Source organism: Coleofasciculus sp. E2-BRE-01 (genome assembly GCF_040221695.1).
Taxonomy (GTDB): domain Bacteria; phylum Cyanobacteriota; class Cyanobacteriia; order Cyanobacteriales; family Coleofasciculaceae; genus Coleofasciculus.
The window spans coordinates 1-20,997 of the sequence record NZ_JAVKEA010000083.1 but is presented as its reverse complement, the minus strand read 5'-3'; the positions used below and the strand labels follow the sequence as shown (position 1 = coordinate 20,997).

Annotated in this window: 17 protein-coding genes; 8 read left to right on the top strand and 9 right to left on the bottom strand. The window is 47.6% G+C overall.

The genetic code is table 11. From position 1 onward, the window contains the following. Nucleotides 1–39: 39 nt before the first annotated feature. On the bottom strand, nt 40–2,502 hold the full coding sequence (gene gghA / locus RIG66_RS10085) for a glucosylglycerol hydrolase (RefSeq protein ID WP_446377614.1): 2,463 nt from the start codon (nt 2,500–2,502) through the stop codon (nt 40–42). Between the two features lie 170 nt (nt 2,503–2,672). Further along, nucleotides 2,673–3,410: an LmeA family phospholipid-binding protein gene (locus tag RIG66_RS10080; RefSeq protein ID WP_446377612.1), complete on the bottom strand. Its 738-nt coding sequence runs from the start codon at nt 3,408–3,410 to the stop codon at nt 2,673–2,675. A gap of 283 nt (nt 3,411–3,693) precedes the next feature. On the opposite strand from RIG66_RS10080, the gene RIG66_RS10075 reads away from it, so the two are divergent. Together RIG66_RS10075 and RIG66_RS10070 are read left to right on the top strand one after the other, a co-directional pair. After that, on the top strand, nt 3,694–4,461 hold the full coding sequence (locus tag RIG66_RS10075) for a pseudouridine synthase (protein ID WP_446377610.1): 768 nt from the start codon (nt 3,694–3,696) through the stop codon (nt 4,459–4,461). Nucleotides 4,462–4,503: 42 nt separating this feature from the next. Further along, complete coding sequence (locus tag RIG66_RS10070) at nt 4,504–5,295, top strand: helix-turn-helix domain-containing protein (protein ID WP_446377608.1); 792 nt, start codon at nt 4,504–4,506, stop codon at nt 5,293–5,295. A gap of 28 nt (nt 5,296–5,323) precedes the next feature. Here the strand turns inward: RIG66_RS10070 and malQ are convergent, their stop codons facing one another. Further along, the gene (malQ, locus tag RIG66_RS10065) at nt 5,324–6,832 is read right to left on the bottom strand and encodes a 4-alpha-glucanotransferase (protein WP_446377606.1); all 1,509 of its coding nucleotides are present in this window, start codon (nt 6,830–6,832) and stop codon (nt 5,324–5,326) included. A gap of 159 nt (nt 6,833–6,991) precedes the next feature. On the opposite strand from malQ, the gene RIG66_RS10060 reads away from it, so the two are divergent. From RIG66_RS10060 to RIG66_RS10045, 4 genes are all read left to right on the top strand, one after another. Beyond that, nucleotides 6,992–7,420, top strand: a complete 429-nt coding sequence (locus tag RIG66_RS10060; RefSeq protein WP_446377604.1) for an NUDIX domain-containing protein — start codon at nt 6,992–6,994, stop codon at nt 7,418–7,420. Nucleotides 7,421–7,531: 111 nt separating this feature from the next. Beyond that, entirely contained in the window at nt 7,532–8,848 is a 1,317-nt protein-coding gene (locus tag RIG66_RS10055) for an FAD-binding oxidoreductase (protein ID WP_446377602.1), read from the top strand. Between the two features lie 186 nt (nt 8,849–9,034). Then, nucleotides 9,035–10,438 carry a (Fe-S)-binding protein gene (locus tag RIG66_RS10050; protein ID WP_446377600.1) on the top strand — a complete coding sequence of 468 codons (1,404 nt, stop codon included), beginning with the start codon at nt 9,035–9,037 and terminating at the stop codon, nt 10,436–10,438. A 129-nt stretch (nt 10,439–10,567) separates the two neighbouring features. After that, complete coding sequence (locus RIG66_RS10045) at nt 10,568–11,479, top strand: ribonuclease D (RefSeq protein WP_446377598.1); 912 nt, start codon at nt 10,568–10,570, stop codon at nt 11,477–11,479. Between the two features lie 224 nt (nt 11,480–11,703). Here the strand turns inward: RIG66_RS10045 and RIG66_RS10040 are convergent, their stop codons facing one another. Then, complete coding sequence (locus tag RIG66_RS10040; RefSeq protein ID WP_006105499.1) at nt 11,704–11,922, bottom strand: hypothetical protein; 219 nt, start codon at nt 11,920–11,922, stop codon at nt 11,704–11,706. A gap of 286 nt (nt 11,923–12,208) precedes the next feature. On the opposite strand from RIG66_RS10040, the gene RIG66_RS10035 reads away from it, so the two are divergent. After that, on the top strand, nt 12,209–13,585 hold the full coding sequence (locus RIG66_RS10035; protein WP_446377596.1) for an ATP-binding protein: 1,377 nt from the start codon (nt 12,209–12,211) through the stop codon (nt 13,583–13,585). Nucleotides 13,586–14,132: 547 nt separating this feature from the next. Here the strand turns inward: RIG66_RS10035 and RIG66_RS10030 are convergent. Further along, nucleotides 14,133–14,345 (bottom strand): hypothetical protein, encoded by a 213-nt coding sequence (locus RIG66_RS10030; protein WP_446377594.1) that lies wholly within the window; start codon nt 14,343–14,345, stop codon nt 14,133–14,135. Here RIG66_RS10030 and RIG66_RS10025 point away from each other — a divergent pair. Beyond that, nucleotides 14,344–19,314: an nSTAND1 domain-containing NTPase gene (locus RIG66_RS10025; protein ID WP_446377592.1), complete on the top strand. Its 4,971-nt coding sequence runs from the start codon at nt 14,344–14,346 to the stop codon at nt 19,312–19,314. The two genes, RIG66_RS10030 and RIG66_RS10025, sit on opposite strands and share 2 nt — an antisense overlap. A 72-nt stretch (nt 19,315–19,386) precedes the next feature. Here the strand turns inward: RIG66_RS10025 and RIG66_RS10020 are convergent, their stop codons facing one another. From RIG66_RS10020 to RIG66_RS10005, 4 genes are all read right to left on the bottom strand, one after another. Beyond that, the gene (locus tag RIG66_RS10020; protein ID WP_446377590.1) at nt 19,387–19,509 is read right to left on the bottom strand and encodes a hypothetical protein; all 123 of its coding nucleotides are present in this window, start codon (nt 19,507–19,509) and stop codon (nt 19,387–19,389) included. Nucleotides 19,510–19,521: 12 nt separating this feature from the next. Then, entirely contained in the window at nt 19,522–19,647 is a 126-nt protein-coding gene (locus tag RIG66_RS10015) for a hypothetical protein (protein ID WP_446377588.1), read from the bottom strand. Beyond that, the gene (locus RIG66_RS10010) at nt 19,644–19,847 is read right to left on the bottom strand and encodes a hypothetical protein (protein WP_446377586.1); all 204 of its coding nucleotides are present in this window, start codon (nt 19,845–19,847) and stop codon (nt 19,644–19,646) included. The genes RIG66_RS10015 and RIG66_RS10010 overlap by 4 nt, the downstream gene beginning before the upstream one ends. A gap of 160 nt (nt 19,848–20,007) precedes the next feature. After that, a partial coding sequence (locus RIG66_RS10005) for a transposase (RefSeq protein WP_446377584.1) occupies nt 20,008–20,997 on the bottom strand: 990 nt, incomplete at its 5' end.

The window sequence follows — 20,997 nt, the reverse complement described above, 5'->3', positions numbered from 1 at the left end:
AAGTAGTGCCCCTACTATGGAGATGTCCAAAACCCAAGACTATTCGGGTTTACTCACTCGCTTTAACAGCACCGCTTGAGAATCGGCTAACTCAAAGCAGCGTAAATCTGCCAAGTGATCACCACTATCCAAACCCGGAGACGCGATCGCGACTTGCCATTCGTTCATGTCCAATTGCAGCCAGTCTCCCACGGTAACCGTCATTGGTGTTCCACCCATGTGCGCTACCATGGCGATTTGTTGATCATGATCATTAGGATTACTGCGAACCCCGTAATATACCGTCCGTTCCTCATCACTAATTTTGTTGAATCGATCAATTCCAGCTAAATTGTGACCTAACCAGGGATGATCATGGCGGAAACGACGCAAGCTAAGGTTATACTGAGTTCTTACCGAATCAAGCTTGTCCTCATAGTGAGAGACATTACACAGTTCGTAACAGTCTTCCATGAACATCAACGCGAATGACTTGAGCTTTTCAATCGTCAACCCTTTCAAGAAACTCACCATTTCTGGTTTATTCAACTTTTTCAGCTGTTCAATATCACACTGATCCGTATTGTCTCCTAAACAGAACTGGCACGCTTGAACCACTTCGGCGAGATTGTAGTCCTTTTCAGTCATGGCAACTTGCAGCGCCCTGCCAAACTCCCGCAATTCCTCTAGCTGACTAAATCCCAAGGACTTCAACCGACTGAAACTTTCCGGTGCGTCATAGAGTTCTGGCGTCACTTGCCAATCCAAGAAGCCAATTTCCTCAGAAACCACCTTGACCCCATAGCGTTCATCGGTATTGCGGAAAAACATCCACGGGGCGTGCATTGTCGCATTGATAAAGTCCATAGGCAATCCCGGACTGAACCCATACACCCACAGCGTCACCGCCGGGTTATCGTAAGCATTATTTAATACTTCTGGCAGCGTACTGCCTAAATTCCAATTAATCTGGGCATCTAGCGCGATTTGATTGCCTCGACGCACGGTATCATGATTGCCACAACCCGTGATCCAATGATCTCCTTCAAAAATTACCTCACAAACCCGCCGCCATTTGAGATCCCAAAACTTTTCCAAGGCTGGGGTGTTATGGGCAAAAATCAGGGGTCCCCATTGGAACGATTCCGGTTTCAGGTTAATTAATTCCCGGTATGTCGAGATTTCTTCCCATCCTTCAGCGGGCCACGGACGACCATCTTCAAAAATGGTGAATAAGAGTCGTTGATGCCCTTCAATATCCTGAACCACATCACTCATCGCCAGCAGATAGGCGTCATCATATTCCACCAGTCCAGACAGAGGATTAAAGAAACGGAAATCTTGACCCCCATCAATCCGTACCCCATCAGCGCCCGTATTAATTTTACGCCGCTGCATTTCCAAAAACATCGCCCGTACCGTCGGTAACTGATGGTTCAAGTCTTGACCGTACATATTCGGACCTTTGAGGAACTGGCGATGCAGGAGTAACTCCGATTGGTTATCCGCATGACCATACACCAGGTCATAGATAATTTGAATTGGACCGGTGGGAAAAGTATGCAGGGTAGCGATAAAGTCCACTAATTCATCAGGACGCAAGCTACCCAAAAGCGCTGCATTCGTGGCGCTTGACCCTAAAATTGGCACGTCATAACCCCAATCCTGGGTATGGGGTTTAGTCAGTTTAATTTGCAGGTCATCTTCATCTTCAGCCGTACAGACAAAAAATTCACTTTCTGGACTGTATTCGTCTCGGTACTCAATCGTGGGTTCTATAGGTAATAGCTGAATCGCGTCGTACCCCACATAGTTTTCTTCGGCTGGGGTTAAGGGAAGATTGTCGGCTAATTTACTGGCAATTTGGCGATAAATACGGGTTAATCCCTCAACCGTTCCCTCCTCAGAGGCGGTGCCAATATGAAGCTGTAAAATGTTCCGGGGGGCTGGCACACGCGGAAACGTTAGCGGATCAGCGGGGACGCTGGTGGCTTTGAAGTAATCCAGATCAGCTCGTTGTTTCTGTAAGCTTGCCATATCATACAGTTCAGCCGGTCCAAACACCCCATACGGCATGGAATAGGGAATTGTATCCCGAATCGCTTGTAGGTTTCCTTGTTGATCGACAAAGCGCAGCCAGTAGAACGATCCCATCTGCTCACGGTTCCCTGGACGCATCCCGGCGATTACACCCCAATGGTATTCGCCTTCTTGTTGTAAGAATAGGCGATCGCGGCGAAAGGAGACGGTTTGCTCAACCGCCCGACAATCAATCGGCTCAAGGGGGGTTAAGACTTCCAGATAGATTTCCATCTTCCGCATCACCTGCGCCAACAACCGAGGTGTCCAGAAGCCAATTTCGGTTAACCCATCAGAACGGTAATGCGCCCCCAAGCGTCTGGCTATGGCTTGAGCTTTTTCAAAATAGGTGGCGTCTGAATGCTCAATGGTAGCTGCCCAATCTATGAGTTCTTGGGTGGCATCTTCAACCAATTGAATGGACGGTTTCGTATCAACTTTCACAATAACTTTTCTCGCAACCACTACCCAACTGCTGTACGGGTGACTGAATCCTGACTTTCGGGATCGGTTTACCTGTACGGCAATTCCCGTCAAGTTTAACAGTCCCACAGCTTCTCTGAGAGTAAAACAATTTTCCGGTTGCTCCCACCACTCTGAAGAATGAAATCTAATTAGGGTATAACTCTAATACAGCCGCGACAAATTAATTGTCCTGGGGTTAGAGTGAGTTCTTCGAGATCAACCTCTGCTCCTAAATCAATCGTGAAGTGTTCTAACGTGATCGGGGGCTGTTGAGCGTTAATGTGAATCTGGAGGGGGTGGAGTCGCAGTTGTTGAGGTGTTGCCAGTTGAATGCCCGCATCAATCCTAATCGGTATTTCTCTGGTCGCCTCCTTTGTCACCGTCCCCTTGAGAGTGAGTCGCTCCCCATCAATCGTAATCTGCTGCCAATTGATTTCGGATTCGTTCAGGGGTGGATACTGATCCGGTGGATTATAAGATTTAATAAATGTATTCAGTAATTCCGTTAAAGCATTTGATAATAAAGGAGCGCTCAGAGAGGCTTGCAGGTCACTCTCTCGCAGTATGAGTTGACCCGTAACTGGGACAGGTTCTAGGAGTTGTAAGGGTTTGCCTTTAAACACCTGAGTGAGATTGAAACGAATATTTGTCCCATCTAACTGGATTTGCGACAGATGCAGTCCTTGATAGATAGCTCGACGAGCCGCAATAGACACAGTAGGAATGTGTCCTCGAAGAATTTGCCGATCGCGACCCATCAGCTTAAACTGTAGTGTTTCCACGGCATCCACCTGCGATCGCAGCCATAATTGCACGGCGGGGGATACCACTGTGCTAATCATCCGGCTGCCTTTGTCTGTCCCAGCTTTTGATTGATTAACGCCCATTGCCACAATTTCGGGTCAATCCTGTATTCTGACACAACGGGGATAGTCTCCGAGCAAGGCAATGAGCAGGTCAAAAAACCAAACGCTTGCAATTCTCCGCATTCTTGTAATATTTGTACATGGTCTATTCTGGTCAGGGCTAGAAGTAGACTGATTCTCTCTAGCCACCTTAAAAGCCGGAGAGGTTTAACCAAACTCCTGCTGGATACGATAAGGATGGAGATCAACTTGGAACCAGCACGATCTGGGTCGAGACGAACTAGCTTACACAGGTAGTCAAGCCATGGAGGAAAGAGTACAAAAAATTCTCTCACAGTGGGGCATCGCCTCACGGCGTCAAGCTGAGAAAATGATCGTAGCCGGACTTGTTCGGCTAAATGGCACTCTGGTGCAGCTAGGGCAAAAAGCGAATCCGGAAACGGATTTGATTGAAGTTAATGGTCAACGGCTCAAACCCAGTAATCGTCCTCAGACAATTTATCTGTTGCTCAATAAACCTGTGGGTGTAGTCTCTACTTGTCGGAATGATCGAGTGTGTAATACCATTCTTGAGGAACGTCGTACAGTTCTTGATTTACTGCCAAGCACGATTAGACAAGGCCAGGGCATCCATCCGGTGGGACGGTTGGACATGGAATCTACAGGAGCGTTAATTCTGACAAATGACGGAACATTGACCTATAAACTTACCCATCCTCGCCATCACGTTCCCAAGACGTATCGGGTTTGGGTCAAGGGTCATCCTCCTGAATCAATTCTCTCGGCTTGGCGTCAGGGTGTGGACTTGTCGGGTAGAACCACTTTACCTGCTCAAGTTCGAGTACTCAAGCAGCAACCCGATAAAACACTTTTAGAAATTGTCTTGACAGAAGGGAGAAACCGTCAAATTCGTCGAGTTGCTGACCTGCTAGGCTATCCAGTAATCCATCTGCACCGCACGGCAATTGGTCCGATTCAATTACAACGACCAGGTGAACCGATACTGCTCAGGGGTCACTACCGTTATCTTGAAGAATTTGAAATCCGCTTCCTCCACAACCGAGTTCACTAACCCTTACGAAAACGTGCCAGCAGATATCAAGGAGTACCGTGTATGAAGGAGAATACGAGTCATTTGCAGCAGGAACAAGTTGAGAAGCTCGAAGAAATAGGCGCTCGCCTACGTCAGTTTCGCCTCGAACAGTCGATTACCTTAGAGGAAGTTGCGGCTCAAACCCGAATTCAGGCACGGCTTTTACAGGCGATTGAAGACGGAAAGATCGACCAGTTGCCAGAGCCTGTATATATTCGCGGCTTTATTCGGCGATTTGCCGAAGCACTGGGACTCAACGGTGCAGAACTTGCCGATGCTTTTCCGGTGGGAGCGAGTATCCAGTTTATCAGACCCCGTTGGCGGCATTTACCTGGTGCTCAATTGCGACCGCTTCATCTCTACCTGCTCTATATTCTGTTGGTGATTGGTTCGGTCAGTGGTTTATCTCACATTCTGAGTCGCTCGGCAGTGCAAGTGATTGAAGTTGACAATACCCCCTCTGCCCAGCAGTTTCCGACACCGAAAAAGCCTGAATCCAGACCACCGAAACAGTCCCTTGATATGAACCAATCGGCGGAAATTAGTCATGCCAGCCAAGATGGTAAACCCGTGCAGGTAGGTGTTACCCTGAAGGCTCAGTCCTGGATTCGAGTCGTTGTGGATGGTAAAACCGAATTTGAAGGCGTCTTGCCCGAAGGCACCCAGCGGACTTGGGTGGCGGATCAACAACTGATTGTCCGGGCGGGTAATGCCGGAGGCGTCCTGGTCGAGTTTAATGACCAAAGTGCTAAACAAATGGGCGCCCCCGGTGCGGTTGAGGAAATGACCTTTGCGGCTAATCCTCGGTCTTGATCATCTGTTTGCTCAACAGGTATAACCCTCAAGAATCATGCGGTGTCCGACCATACGTATAAATTAGGGTTTTGATGCGATCGCGCAGTTGGTCACTCAACATCTCGGTTCGGTAGCGCCATTTCCAGTTTCCCTCAGATGTACTGGGACGGTTCATCTGAGCCTCTGCACCCAAATCCAAGAAATCTTGCAAGGGAATCATGGCAAGATTGGCGACACTGCTGTAGGCTAACCGGATTAAATCCCAATTGATGCCTTCATCACTTAAGCCTCCTAAGTAACGAATCGCATTTTCTCGTTCATAGTCGGCGATCTGGTTAAACCAGCCGATTGTCGTGTTATTATCGTGAGTCCCGGTATAAATCAGACAGTTGCGCTCCAGGTTAAAGGGTAAGTAAGGATTATCTGGACCTCCACCAAAGGCAAAATGCAAAATCTTCATCCCCGGAAACCCAAATTGATCCCGCAATGTTTCAACTTCTGGGGTAATCACCCCTAAATCCTCCGCGATAATCGGTAGTCCTTCTAATTCCCGCTTGAGGACTTTGAAAAATTTGGCTCCAGGTCCTTTGACCCAGCGCCCATTCATGGCAGTGTCTTCACCTTGGTCAACCTCCCAATACGCCTCAAAGCCGCGAAAATGATCGATTCGCAGCACATCGACGTACTCGAACATCATCTTCAGGCGCATGATCCACCAGTGATAGTTATTCTTTTCCATGCGTTCCCAGTCGTAAATGGGGTTCCCCCAAAGTTGACCCGTTTCACTGAAATAGTCGGGGGGAACACCTGCCATTAGAGAGGCTTCGCCAGTTTCCTCATCGATGGCAAACAGTTCGCGGTTTGACCAAACATCAGCGCTATTATGGGCAACATAAATCGGGATATCGCCAATAATCTGGATATTGCGGTCATTGGCATACTGCTTCAACCACGACCACTGGCGGAAAAACTCAAACTGGAAGTACTTTTGCTCATAAATGCGATCGCGTAACCGTTCTCGCCACTCCTTCACCGCTTGCGGTTCGGCTTTAGCAATGTCTGGCTCCCATAAATGCCAACTGGCATCCTCAAAGGTGTTGTGGAGTGCCATAAATAAGGCATAATCATCGAGCCAGTAGGCGTGACGCTGACAAAATTCATCAAATTCCTCCTGTTGTTCAGATGACGCTTCCCGCTTAAAGCGATCGCAGGCTTTGAGCAGGAGCGATTTTTTCAGGGGAAAGGCTCGGTCAAAATCGATAGCATCCGGGGGAAACTCCGCTAGATGGGCGAGATCTTCATCCGTGAGTAGCCCCTTCATTTTCAGTTGTTCTGGGCTAATCAACATCGGGTTTCCCGCCATGGCGGAGTAAGACATATACGGCGAGTTGCCGAACCCCGTGGGTCCGACGGGCAAGATCTGCCAAAATCGCTGATCGCTAGCCGCCAAAAAATCAATAAATTGATACGCTGGTGAGCCTAAGTCACCAATTCCATAAGGACTGGGAAAGCAAGTGGGATGCAGCAAAACACCACTCGATCTAGGAATCTGCATAGAGGATAGACCATAGTACAGCAAAGCAAGTCCTATCGACATTAGCACGCTAGGGAGACGTTAAAAAAGAGCCATCGTGGTAGATTTAACTCTGCCGATAGAGGTATTCTGAAAACAACGAACCCACGCTGCTCCCTACCCGTTACCTGAACTTAGCTTGTGACTTACCGAAATCCAGTTCCCACAGTCGATATTATTGTTGAACTCATAGATCGACCCTCGCGACCGATTATTCTGATCGAACGCAAAAATCCCCCCCTCGGTTGGGCAATTCCTGGCGGCTTTGTCGATTACGGGGAATCGGTGGAAACAGCAGCGGTTCGCGAAGCGAAGGAAGAAATTGGCTTACAGGTGGAGTTAATTGAGCAGTTTCACGTCTATTCGGCACCTGACCGCGATCCGCGTAAGCATACCCTGAGTATTGTATTTCTAGCCACGGGGACAGGGGAACCCCAAGCCGCTGATGATGCTAAGAATTTGCAGATTTTTCATCTATGGGAGATTCCCACGAATCTATGTTTCGATCATGACCAGATTTTGCGGGATTATCGACGTTACCGCCATTATCAGGTACGACCTCGTTATTGAGAAGATGGGGGAGATGGGGAAGATGAGGGAGATGGGGAAGATGATTTGCAATCAACAATGAACCATGAACAATCAACAAATGACGAATGACGAAGGACGAAGGACGATCCAATGAATGCGATCGCACAAACTCTAACCCCGATTGTGGGTGACTCTAACCTCTACCAGGGGAATACTTTACCTCCGCTATGGCAAGAGCGACTCAAGAGAGCGTATGGCGTAGACACGATTACCAGTACGCTTGTTTGTCCAACCACAATTCAACAGCTTTGTCAAGTAATGGAGTCTGCCAATACCCATAACTGGCAAGTTCTCCCCAGTGGGAATGGGAGTAAATTAGCCTGGGCGGGTGTGGGTAAACCCGTTGACGTGGTGATTAGTACCCAAAACCTGAATCAGGTGATTGATCATGCGGTGGGTGACTTGACAGTAACGGCGCAAGCGGGTGTGAAATTGGCAGATTTACAGCCAATACTGCTGAAAACCCATCAATTTCTGCCTTTAGAACCCGCCTACCCGGAAGCAGCCACCCTGGGTGGAATTATTTCAACGGCGGATAGTGGCTCATGGCGACAACGCTATGGTGGGGTTCGGGATATGCTATTGGGGGTTTCCTTTGTCCGCAGTGATGGACAACTTGCCAAAGCCGGGGGACGAGTGGTGAAAAATGTGGCGGGTTATGACTTGATGAAACTGTTGACGGGGGCGTATGGAACCTTGGGAATTTTGACCGAGGTGACATTTCGCTTGTATCCGGTACAGGAAGCATCGGGGACAGTGGTACTCACCGGAGACGCTGACGCGATCGCATCAACAACCCAAACCTTACTCGCTTCCGCCCTAACCCCTACAGCCGCCGAATTACTCTCCTCTGGATTGGTAAAACAATTAGATCTCGGTCAAGGGATGGGCTTAATGGTACGCTTCCAAAGTGTCACCAAAAGTGTACAGGAGCAGTCATCCCGGTTGCTAGATGTGGGGCAACAGTTGGGACTCCAAGGCACACTTTATCAGGATAGCGATGAAGTGACTCTATGGCAATCATTACCAGAACAAATCTGGGGAATGCCCCAATCCACCTCAATTACTTGCAAAATAGGGATAGTACCAACGGCGGCAGTTATGATGTTAACTGTACTTGATACTCTCACCTCTGGAACGGGATTAGGGTTAATTCATGCAGGAAGTGGCTTAGGAAAAGTGCGACTTAATCCGGAAACGGTGACACCGGAGACAATTTTAAAGATGCGAGAACATTGCCAATCTCACAGCGGTTTTTTGACAGTATTAGAGGCTCCAATTAGTGTGAAACAGCAGCTTGATGTTTGGGGATACAGTGGCAACGCTTTAGATATTATGCGTCAAATCAAACAGAAGTTTGATCCGAAAACCCTTTTAAGTCCTAATCGATTTGTCGGAGATATTTGAAGACAGAAGTCACAGAAGCATATCTGACCTTTACAACCTTATAGTAAACCTGTTTTGTCCGAATGTAGGGGCGGGTTTCACTATTATCTTTTCTTTTGCACCCATAAGTGACTAAACCCGCCCCAAACCAACCCCTACAGACTCACAATTTATTGATTCCTGTACATCTACCTAAAACGACAAAATATGCAAACGGATTTTAAATTTCCTACACCCGATTCGGTCAAAGAAAGCGCAGCAACAACACCATTAGAAACGGAACCAAATGATTTTCAATCTCCTGGTTTTGACCCTAAAAATCCGCCCAAACAAGACTTAATCGATACTTGTGTTCATTGTGGGTTTTGCCTCGCCACCTGTCCCAGTTACCGAGTGATTGGTAAGGAAATGGATTCGCCTAGGGGACGGATTTATTTAATGGATGCGATTAACAAAGGTGAAGCACCATTAGCCGAGGCGACGACACAACATTTTGATTCCTGCTTAGGCTGTTTGGCTTGTGTGACGACCTGTCCCTCTGGAGTACAATATGATAAGTTAATTTCCGCCACACGTCATCAGGTTGAACGAAATCAGCCTCGGAGTTTAGCCGATCGCATCGTTAGAGCGTTAATCTTTAATCTGTTTCCTTATCCGGGACGCCTGCGCCCCTTCCTTGCGCCACTTTATCTGTATCAAAAATTAGGATTACAAAAGCTAGTTCGGTCTACAGGATTACTCAAGCAAATAGTCCCCCGTTTAGCGGCAATGGATTCAATTTTACCGCAAATTACCTTACAGTCTTTCCAAAATAACTTCCCCGATGTAATTCCGGCGCAAGGGGAAAAGCGGTATCGAGTGGGTGTGATTTTGGGATGTGTACAGCGGCTATTTTTCTCGCCAGTTAATGAAGCAACGGTGCGAGTATTAACGGCGAATGGTTGTGAAGTGGTGATTCCCAAAAGTCAAGGGTGTTGTGCTGCATTACCCGAACATCAGGGACAAACGGAACAAGCCCAAGCATTAGCGCGACAAATGATTGATAGTTTTGAGGGAACGGATGTTGATTATGTGATTATTAATGCCGCAGGCTGTGGTCATACGTTGAAGGAATATGGGCATATATTAGACGATGATCCGGTGTATCGCCAGAAGGCGCAAGAGTTTGCGGAGAAAGTGAGAGACGTGCAGCAATTTTTGGCGGAGGTAGGATTGACGGCTAAATTGTCACCCTTGACCGATAAGCCTTTGACAATGGTGTATCAGGATGCTTGTCATTTGTTACATGGGCAAAAGATTTCCGTACAACCGCGTCAGTTATTGCGGAAAATTCCGGGGGTAACATTACGCGAACCCATTGATGCGGCGCTATGTTGTGGTAGTGCGGGGGTTTATAATATGCTGCAACCGGAAATAGCGGATGAGTTGGGACAGCAAAAGGTTGAGAATCTGTTGAATACGGGGGCGGAGTTAATTGCGTCATCGAATCCGGGATGTTCACTGCAAATTAAGAAGCATTTGAACTTGCAGGAGAAAGAGATATGCTTGATGCATCCGATGGAGTTGTTGGATTATTCCATTCGCGGGGAAAAGTTGAGGATTAGGGATTAGAGAATCGGAGTAGGGGCGCACAGACGTGCGCCCTGTACTGACGTGCGGAATGGATGAAAATGGATAAACCAGGATTTCTGATCACGTAAGGTGTATTACTGTAGGATGAGATAGCTGCTCGATTGACTCATGCCATACCTTACGCAAGCCGAAGATATTGAAAGCGCGATCGCAAGCTGCACTCAAGCCTCTATCCTATGGTTAGATACGGAAGTCGCTGACTATAAAACCGATACGCCGCAATTGTCGTTAATTCAAGTCTTGGCGGATGGGAATGACCTCACAGCTGAGTCTGTCTGGATTCTCGATGTGCTATATCAGCCAGAACTCGCCGATGAGTTTATTGCTAAAGTAATGTACAATCCGGCAATCGAGAAAGTCTTTCACAACGCTAGTTATGACCGGAAATTTTTGGGTAAACGCAAGGCAAAAAATGTCACCTGTACCCTAGAACTAGCAAAAACCATTCCCTACTATCGCCTCCCTGTCCCCAATTATCAACTGAAAACCCTAACCGAATATTTTGGGATATGTCCCCAAGTGGATAAAACCGAACAAACAGGCGACTGGAGGAAGCGCCCCCTCTCACCTCGCCAACTGGATTACGCGGCTAAGGATGTCGTCTATGTGGCTCACGTTCACCATCATTTATTAGACCTAGCACAACCTGACCCCGCCACAGAGGATATTGAAGCCCTAACCTTACGCTATCGACAAATCGAACATCGCTGGAAACAACTGGATACGGAAATTCAGCAAATTAAGGAACGGCTGAAAGCGGCGATGCAAGCGCAAAATGTCAAAAAAGTCCATGGATTTCGCTTATCCAGTCAAAATCGCACCAGCAAAAAAGTTGCGTTTCATCAATTAGCAGAAGTGACAAAAAAACTAGGGATTGAGTTAGATATATCAGTACAATTGACGAAATCCCTACAACAAAAGTTAGGGGAGGTAATGGAAGAATTGCCCGTAGAAGAAGAGAATAAAACGACTTGGCGACTCTCGATTACTGAGCCAGAGGAGGAAGACTTGCCGTTTTGACAGACACGCCATGGCACATCTCTACAGGTATATCATCTTCTTTTCGTCGTTATCATCGAAATCCTGGAATTTTTAGAGGATGCGTAAGCAGAATTAGCCCTAAGACAGGGGGTGAAACTATTGCCTGTTACACACCGAGCGTGTTACCGAGCGAAGTCGAGGTAAGCCGAGGTGTTGCCTATTGCCTATTGCCTACCCTCACCAGAAAACTTATTCAGCAACCCCTAAATTACTTTAATCAAGCCGTGACGTACTCCATAAATTAAACGGGTAATCGCATCCTCAGCCTCAGGACTCAATGTATCTTCTAACGGTGCCGTCATTAACTCATACCACTGCGAGAAGCTAATTTGTCCAGTTTGCATAGTTTGGGCAAACACTAGGGCTAAATGAGATGAGCTGCGGCTGAAATTTTGTCGTTGTATTTTTTCTGCAAGTATCATAAAATTTACCAAATTCTAAAAATATTCTTTAGCCACACCAAGATTTTAATCAAAATTTTAGATTTTGTCTGTAAAAATGGGCGATAAACCCTGAGTTATTAAGTAAAGATTTGTAACAAGAACGAGAATTCATCGCTACTGTTACGGCTTTATGTTCAAACGCAAAAGCGATCGCGCCCAACCTCTTATACTATCATTGACGACCCTTCGGCTTACCTCGACTTCGCTCGGTACAAGTCGCTCAGGGTCAACCCTTGCTGACCTGACTTGACTGGGGCTAAAAACGATGACCATCGAATTCATACGCCATTTTTATCGGGCGACTGATCCGGGGAAGCCTCTGTTTGCTCAAGATCCAGAGGATCAGAAGCTGTATATTGATTTCTCGGAAGTACGTGGCGGTCAGATTATTGAGGAGCTTAAGGATAATATTAGCTTCTTCTCCCCCGATAGTCCCACCTGTTCCCTGTTTACCGGACATATTGGTTGTGGGAAGTCTACCGAGTTACTGCGACTCAAGTTGGAACTGGAACAAGAGGGGTTCCATTTGGTCTATTTTGAGTCCTCGGAAGACTTAGAAATGGCGGATGTAGACATTGGTGAAGTGCTACTGGCGATCGCACGCCAGGTTAGTCAAAGTTTACAGGATATATCCCTGGTTGAACCCAGGAGGCTGAAAGAGTTTCTGGCTGGGGCATTGGAGGTGTTAAACTCTGAGGTGACAGGGATAAAGTTGAAGATTCCCGGACTGAAGCTACTGGGGGACTCTCTGGGAGATGTGGGGATGACCTCAGACAAGGACAAGTTTTCCCTTTATTTTGGCATTGGTGAGATTACCACCCGCACCAAAAGCGATGCGAGACTGCGAGAACGGTTGAATCGGTATTTGGGACCCCAGAAAAATCAACTCGTGGATGCGATTAATCAGGAATTGCTGGAACCTGCGATCGCATCCCTAAAAGCGATCGGTAAAAATGGACTGGTGGTGATTGTGGATAACCTTGACCGCCTGGATAGTCGCCCCAAGGATTGGGGGCGTCCGCAACCGGAATATTTGTTTGTTGACCAAGGCGATTGTTTAAATCGACTCAACTGTCACGTTGTTTATACCATGCCTTTGGGGTTGAAGTTTTCTAAAGAATATGGCAATCTCACCCAACGATTTACTGATGAACCGAAAGTCTTACCCATGGTGTCGGTGAAACATCCTGATGGCGCGATTAGTGAGAGGGGAATGCAGCAATTACGCCAGATGATCTTAGTCCGGGCGTTTCCCAACCTGAATGAATCAGAACGCCTAGAAAAAATTCCCGAACTCTTCGAGAATGCAGAAACCCTCGATCGCCTTTGTGCGATTAGTGGGGGACACGTTCGGGATATATTGAGTATCTTGAATGCCTGGATTCGCAAGAATAAACAACTACCCCTATTGCGGGAAACCCTAGAAGCCGTGATTCGTTCCCGGCGCAATGAAATGGCGATGGTGATATCAGATTCCGATTGGGAATTATTGCGTCAGGTGCGACAACGGAAAAAAGTGAGTGGGATTGATGGATATGAGAAGTTGATTAATAGTCGCTTAGTGTTTGAATATCGGCAGAATCAGGAATCCTGGTTTGACATCAATCCGCTTTTAGCAGAAGCGAAGGAGATGCAGGATTAGTTATTTGTCATTTGTCATTTGTCATTTGGAAATTTTGTAGGGGCACGGCATTGCCCATCCGTGTCAACTTAAGGTAGAAAACCAATGCTGGCAAGGTTTTAATCTGTGTCCATCTACTTCTCGACATTTTCTCCCTCATCCCCTAACCCCTTCTCCCACCGTGGGGAGAAGGGGAACTGGATTCTCTTGCTCCCCTCTTGCTCCCCTCTCCCAAGCTTGGGAGAGGGGCTGGGGGTGAGGGGTTAAGCTTAAGTTGACATCAATGGGCAATGCCGTACCCTTAAAATATGTAGATGTGGCGCTTGTGCTAATCTTAACCGGATTCGTGAGAAAACTCCCGAACTCTTCTTTTTTAATTCGAGTAAACCAGGTTTGTAGGGGCGGGTTTCACCATTATCATTTCTTTTTTACCTAGACGCGACTAAACCCGCCCCGACCCTAACCATTGATGCTACTATTTGTTCAAAACCCGCCTTAAGCCTAACACCAAAAAAACCCCTCAATATTCCTCTGCGAACCTCTGCGCCCCCCTCTGCGAACCTCTGCGTTAAAAAAATACAATTCCCCCATTCCCTGCCAATACTACTCGGATAAGCTCTAAATATAATTTCTTCTTCCCCAACTCCCCCAGCTTCCCCAGCTCCCCCAGCTTCCCCAGCTCCCCCAGCTTCCCCAGCTTCCCCAGCTCCCCCAGCTTCCCCAGCTCCCCCAGCTCCCCCAGCTCCTCTATCCCTCGCCTATTGCCCAACGCCCTCACCATGGCTCACCACCACCCCCCCGACGATATTATCACCCACAACCAGACCGAACTCGACGAACTCGCCTGGTCAATCGAGATGTCTCTGGGGCAATTTCGCATCTATTTCGCCCGATGTAACTATATCCGGCTGCGATCGCGCCTCATCCAACAGCTACAGGCGTTAACCTCCGTACAGATACGGGTGGTAGACATTAAAGCATCAGAACGCACCCTCTATGCTCGCATCCAGGCAGAATTAGGCGATGAGACACCTGACGCGGCGATGGTGTTGGGGTTGGAGGCGGTGGAGAATAGCCGCCAGCTTTTGAGTGCTACCAATCAGGTGCGGGAGGAGTTTCGTAAGCATTTTTCCTTTCCCTTGGTGCTGTGGGTGAATGACCAAGGATTCAAGGATTTCTTGACGTATGCCCCCGATTTTCAAAGTTGGGGAATTACGTCCCATTTTTTGATGCCGAAGGATGAATTAATTGCCGTTTTACGGGAAAATGTCGATAACTTTTTTGCGGGGTGTTTACACCTCACCCTAGACCACTGTCGGGAAATTCACCAGGCGACGCAGGATTTGCCAGGGGCGGATTATCAAGGGAATCCGGAATTAGCGGCGACGGTGGAAACCTTACGGGGGGTGATTCAGGCGGGTCATCCCAGTCACCGCAATTTAGACCAAGCGTTAATTCATTATCAAAATAGTGCTGCCCTTTGGCAAGATTGTAATCAGGTAGAACGCCAGGGAAAACTGTTGCAAGAATTAGCGATCGGCTATTCCTTGAAAGCCGCGTCTATTGATGAGATTCAGCATCCCGATTGGCAAGCGGCGCGGCAGTATGTACAGCAATGTTTGGCTGTTTTTGAGGCGGCACAACGTCCCGATTTAGTCGCCAATTCCCTATCCAGTTTAGGGCAAATTCTGCGGCGGTTGGGGGAGTGGCAGGAATTACAACGCTGGGCAGAACAAGCGATTTTTTACCACAAACAAGCAAATCTGTCAAGTAAACTAGCCGCAGACTATGGCGTATTAGCCCAAGTCGCCCTGGCAGAAGCCAACTGGCACAAGGCGCAGGACTTGGCGCAGCAGGCGTTGGACTGTTTAGCGGCAAGTTCGACAGAAACGGACAAACCGTGGCAGATGGCATACGCCGAGAGTCAGTATCGGTTCACAGTGGCGCAGGCGTATTCTGGGCTAAATCAACCTCAAGCGGCGATTGAGAACTTAGAACGCGCCCAAACTGTAGGGAGTCCGGAGTATGACACCGCCCTGTATCTGGAGATTCTCAGTCAGTTGCAGCAGGGGTATTTTCAGCAACGGCGCTATGTTCAGGCTTTTGAGATTAAGCTGAGGCGACAATCCATCGAACAGCAGTATGGCTTACGGGCATTTGTCGGCGCAGCGTGGATACAGCCGCAACGGGAGGCAAAGCTAGCACCGACGGCGGGAAGTCCAGCCTATTCTCAGCCAGGAGTTGGGGAGATGATTGCCCCCGAAATTGCCGCATCGGGGCGTCAGTTGGATGTGGAACGGTTAATTGAGCGGATTGGGCGGAATGATTGTAAATTAATTGTGATTCATGGGCAATCTGGTGTGGGCAAAAGTTCCCTGGTGCAGGGGGGATTGGTGCCAGCGTTGAAGCAGAAGGTGATGGGTACGTCAGATACGTTATCGGTGACGATGCGGGTGTATTCCCATTGGCAAGAGGAATTGGCACAGGTATTGGCAAAGGCGTTGGCTGACAATGGGGTGAACCCATTACCCGATGGTGTAGAGACGTTGCATGCAACGTCTCTACTGGGGCAAACAGAACGGTTGAATCTGCGGACGGTGCTGATTTTTGACCAGTTTGAAGAATTTTTCTTTGTCTATCCCGACGCCAGGGCACGGCGGCGCTTTTTTGAGTTTATCGGGCAATGTCTGAAGATTTCCCCCGTCAAGGTGGTTCTCTCCCTGCGGGAGGATTATTTGCACTATTTATTAGAGTGCAATTACCTGGAGAGTATGAAAGTGATTGGTAATGATATTCTCAGTCGCAATATCCTCTATCGGTTAGGGAACTTTTCCGCCGCTGATACTCAATCAATCATTCAACGGCTGACGGAACGGTCGAGTTTTCATCTAGAGACGGCGTTAATTGAGGCATTGGTGCAGGATTTAGCGGGGGATGTGGGAGAAGTGCGCCCGATTGAGTTGCAGGTGGTGGGGGCGCAACTGCAAACCGAGAAGATTACCCGATTAGCTGAATATCGCCAGTATGGGGAACAGGCGAAGGAAGTGTTAGTGCAGCGCTATTTAGATGAAGTCGTGGCAGATTGTGGGGAAGAGAATCGACAGGCGGCGGAATTGGTGCTGTATTTATTGACGGATGAAAAGGGAACTCGCCCGCTGAAGACACGGGCGGAAATTGAGCGGGATTTGCAACAATATCTTTCTGTGGGTCAGAGTCAGGGTTTGGAAATCCCCCTCCCGTCCCCCTTTGAAAGGGGGAAGCCAGAAGATGTTCCCCCCTTTCAAAGGGGGGTTAGGGGGGATTCATCCTTAGCGGCAGATTGGATTCCAGAAGCCCAACAACTAGATTTAGTCTTACAGATATTCGTTAAATCGGGCTTAGTCTTACTATTACCCGAAAATCCCGAACAGCGATATCAATTAGTTCATGATTACTTAGCCGCGTTTATTCGCCAGCAGCAGGAACCGCGATTACAAGAATTAATTGCTGAATTGGAGAAGGAACGGAAACAGCGCCTCCAAGCAGAGGCACAGCGTCAGTTAACCCAGGCAGAATTAGAACGCACCGAACAAGCGAGAGTGCGACTCAATCGCCAGGTGCGCCGCGCCTTGGCGGGATTAGCCTTAACTGGAGTCATGGCGGGGGTGATTGTCGTATCTCTGGGCGGATGGGCAACCAAAACCGTGGGGGATGCGAAGTCTGAAGTTAGCGCCGCTGAAAACAAGATTGAGCAAGCCGAAGCCAAAAGTAAACAAGCCGAAACGAAAGCAAATCAGGCAGAGACACAAGTTAAACAAGCCCAGACACAGTTAGGAACCGTTCAAACCCAGTTAGAAAAGGCTCAAACCAAAACCCAAGCCGCCGAAACCAAACAGAAACAGGCAGAAGCCAAACGCCAAGCCGCACAGAAACAGGTGCAACAGGCACAGCGACAAATGCAAGCCGCGAATCAAAACCTGAAAACCGCCCAGGCAAAGGTAAACCAGGCACAGCAGCAATATGAAGCCGCCAATCAAGCCGCCGAAACTGCCCGGAAGACTGTAGAAACGGCACGACGGGAACAAGCCCAATTACAGGAACAAGTGCAATTGGCAGAAACTGCCCTGCAAGCCGCTAAAGCCGCCCAGGAAGCCGCGCAAATTGCTCAGAAAGAAGCCCAGGAGGGAACGAGACTGGAACGAGAGGGGACAAATGCTATCAAAGAATTTGAGTATCAACGGTTCAATGCGCTAATTTCTGCCATGGCAGCGGGACAAGAGTTACAGACAATCGTTAAAAATCGTCCCCTGAAAGACTATCCCGCCACTAGCCCACTGCTGGCGTTGCAAACGATTCAAGATAATATTCAGGAGCGAGTTCAGCTTACCGGGCATCAGAGTCATGTCTTAAGCGCCAACTTTAGCCCCGATGGAGAGCGGATAGTCACTGCCTCTTGGGATAAAACCGCCCGGGTGTGGGATAGAAAGGGGAACCTACTCACCGAACTCAAGGGGCATCAGAGTTATGTCTACAGCGCCAACTTTAGCCCCGATGGAGAGCGGATTGTCACTGCCTCTTGGGATAATACCGCCCGGGTGTGGCGGGCTGATGGGTTAGACTCCCTGTTAGCACGAGGTTGTGACTGGTTGAATCAACATCTGATATTTAATCCCCAAGACTTAGAAAAATTAACGGTTTGCCAAACCCCCGACAACAAAACCGCCGCCGCCCAATTTTGGCTTTACCAGGGTGAAACCCAAGCCAGGAATGGGAATATTCAGCCAGCCGTGGAACTCTTCCGCAAAGCCTTAGCCTGGAATCCCAATTTTAACCTCAATCCTCAACAAAAAGCCGAGCAATTAGCGGAAGCCTCAGCGTTAGTTACACAGGGAGAAAAGGCGGCACGAGAGGGCAATATTGAAGATGCGGTTACAGCCTTCAATCGTGCCAGAGAACTTGACCCCAGCTTAACCTTTAATCCAGAAACCCAAGCCAGAGTAATCGCCGCTTCTGCTTTAGTTAATCAGGGAGAGTCAGCAGCACGAGAGGGCAATATTGATGAAGCGGTAACAGCGTTTAATCGTGCCAGAGAACTTGACCCCAGCTTAAAGTTTAATCCAGAAATTCGAGCCAGAGGAATCGCCGCTTCTAATTTAGTCTCTCAGGGAGAAAATGCGGCATACGAGGGCAAGCTTGATGAAGCGGTTACTGCGTTTAATCGTGCCAGAGAACTTGACCCCAGCTTAGACGTTAAGCCAGAAACAAAAGCAGCATCTCTATTAGTTGAACGGGGTCAGCGTCTGGCTGATGATGGTCAAATTACCGAAGCATTAGCCGCTTACAGCCAAGCCAAAACCCTCGATCCCACGGTGGAAATTCCTGCCCAAGCTTGGAAACAAATCTGCTGGATTGGTAGTATCAATGGTGAGGCTCAAGATATCATAATTGCCTGTGAAAAAGCGGTAGAAGTTGCCCAAGAAAATGACCGTGGTTTCTATCAAGATAGGCGAGGTTTAGCTAGGGCGTTGACAGGTGATATTCAGGGAGCGATTGAAGATTTTCAGGCATATATCGATTGGATTAATATCGAGCAAGAAAAATCCCAACCTCAAAGTCAATTTGATTTACGGGAGGATATTTTAGCGGAACGCCAAGACTACATAGACTATTTAGAGAAAATGAAAGTCCAACGTCAAGGCTGGATTGAGGCGTTAAAAGATGGGGAGAATCCGTTCACGCCAGAGGAATTAGAGTCGCTGCGGAATCAGTGATTGTCATTTGTCATTTGTCATTTGTCATTTGTCATTTGTACATTATCTTAGTGATAGGATTAGCCTCAACAGTTAGAGAGATTCTTCACTCCGCTTCGCTGTGTTCTCCAATGACAAGATTGGGTGTTGGGTGGAGGTGGGGGGTTGCTGGAGGAGTGCGATCGCATTCATACTCGGATTCATGAGTCTCAACATTAGAGAGATTCTTCACTTCGCTTCGCTATGTTCTCCAATGACAGGATTGGGTGTTGGGTTGAGGTGACGGGTTGCTAGAAGAGTGCGATCGCATTCATACTCGGATTCATAAGTCTCAACATTAGAGAGATTCTTCACTTCGCTTCGCTATGTTCTCCAATGACAAGATTGGGTGTTGGGTTGAGGTGGCGGGTTGCTGGAAGAGTGCGATCGCATTTATATTCGGATTCATGAGTCTCAACATTAGAGAGATTCTTCACTTCGCTTCGCTGTGTTCTCCAATGACAAGATTGGGTGTTGGGTTGAGGTGACGGGTTGCTGGAAGAGTGCGATCGCATTCATAATCCTATTGAGTGATTTTTGGGAATGCAAAAAGAACTCCCCTCTCCCCCGGTGGGAGAGGGGTTGCTGACAGGTGTAGGTTTTTTACTTTAGGGTGGGGACAAGACAAGGAGGACAAGGAAGGAAAGTAGACCAGGAAGAGAAGAATTGTATAGTTCAAGACGTATTTAGGGAAAAAGATTGTCGTGGAAATAAACCATTCAAGGAAATACCTTTGCCACAAATTAAATCGGCAATAATGTTAATTAATCCTTGTAAAAAACAAGAGATATTCCTTTCTTTTCTTCTCGAAGCTGATTTGGAATTTATCCGAGAATTCGGCTTAGTTTTATCGTTGAACTGTTTTGATAGATGTTGCTGTTTTTCACTCCCTAAAGTTACTGCCCAAAGTGTTGCTATTGCCATAGCTAACCAAATTCTTTCGGCTCGATCTGGTTCTCTTAAACGAGTTTTATGCCACTGCCATCCATCACTTTTTATATCTCGATAACTTGATTCAATCCAAGAACGTAAACCATACCAAAAGCTTTGAGCTTGTGTTGGTTCTAAGTCGGTAACAATCAACCAGGGTTCTTTATATCCTTCATCCCAACGTGCTAATAAAGTACATTCAAGAGAATGGTTCTTGAAACAAGTAACATAACCTGACCACTGTGTTCCTGTTTTTGGGGCAACTGTATCTAAACATCTCCATTCCGGATCACATCTAAGTTGATAGTGTCCTTGGTGATTAATTCTTAAAAAAGGATGCCAATTTAAGGAACAAATTGTCTCAAATAGCCAGTCAGCATATAGTCCCCTATCCGCTAATACGATTACTTGCCAATAGTTGGGAACTACATCCTTGACATAGTGAAAAATATGAAGCCAATGAGGTTTCCAAGAACCTTTTTCTGTACCTTTAACAATTTTCCATGCTACGGGAATGCCACAACCTTGATAAAGAACATGAAGGGAAAGAACAGTAAAATTCTGACCAATATTAGTTGCATCTATTGCCAAGGCTAGACACTTGTCTTCAGACTTCCATAAACTGAGAATCCACTTGAGTAAAGGTGCAAAGCATTGGCTGACATCTAACTCTCTTCGCTTTTCTCCTTTCTTTCCTTTACTATCTTGATACCATTCTTTCAGTCTTTGTCTGAC

Excerpts from the sequence above, each read along its gene's own strand:
- RIG66_RS10080 (WP_446377612.1), bottom strand. The coding sequence starts at position 3,410 with ATGGGCGTTAATCAATCAAAAGCTGGGACAGACAAAGGCAGCCGGATG.
- RIG66_RS10075 (WP_446377610.1), top strand. The coding sequence starts at position 3,694 with ATGGAGGAAAGAGTACAAAAAATTCTCTCACAGTGGGGCATCGCCTCA.
- RIG66_RS10070 (WP_446377608.1), top strand. The coding sequence starts at position 4,504 with ATGAAGGAGAATACGAGTCATTTGCAGCAGGAACAAGTTGAGAAGCTC.
- malQ (WP_446377606.1), bottom strand. The coding sequence starts at position 6,832 with ATGCAGATTCCTAGATCGAGTGGTGTTTTGCTGCATCCCACTTGCTTT.
- RIG66_RS10055 (WP_446377602.1), top strand. The coding sequence starts at position 7,532 with ATGAATGCGATCGCACAAACTCTAACCCCGATTGTGGGTGACTCTAAC.
- RIG66_RS10050 (WP_446377600.1), top strand. The coding sequence starts at position 9,035 with ATGCAAACGGATTTTAAATTTCCTACACCCGATTCGGTCAAAGAAAGC.
- RIG66_RS10045 (WP_446377598.1), top strand. The coding sequence starts at position 10,568 with ATGCCATACCTTACGCAAGCCGAAGATATTGAAAGCGCGATCGCAAGC.
- RIG66_RS10040 (WP_006105499.1), bottom strand. The coding sequence starts at position 11,922 with ATGATACTTGCAGAAAAAATACAACGACAAAATTTCAGCCGCAGCTCA.
- RIG66_RS10035 (WP_446377596.1), top strand. The coding sequence starts at position 12,209 with ATGACCATCGAATTCATACGCCATTTTTATCGGGCGACTGATCCGGGG.
- RIG66_RS10025 (WP_446377592.1), top strand. The coding sequence starts at position 14,344 with ATGGCTCACCACCACCCCCCCGACGATATTATCACCCACAACCAGACC.
- RIG66_RS10030 (WP_446377594.1), bottom strand. The coding sequence starts at position 14,345 with ATGGTGAGGGCGTTGGGCAATAGGCGAGGGATAGAGGAGCTGGGGGAG.
- RIG66_RS10020 (WP_446377590.1), bottom strand. The coding sequence starts at position 19,509 with ATGTTGAGACTCATGAATCCGAGTATGAATGCGATCGCACTCCTCCAG.
- RIG66_RS10010 (WP_446377586.1), bottom strand. The coding sequence starts at position 19,847 with ATGCGATCGCACTCTTCCAGCAACCCGTCACCTCAACCCAACACCCAA.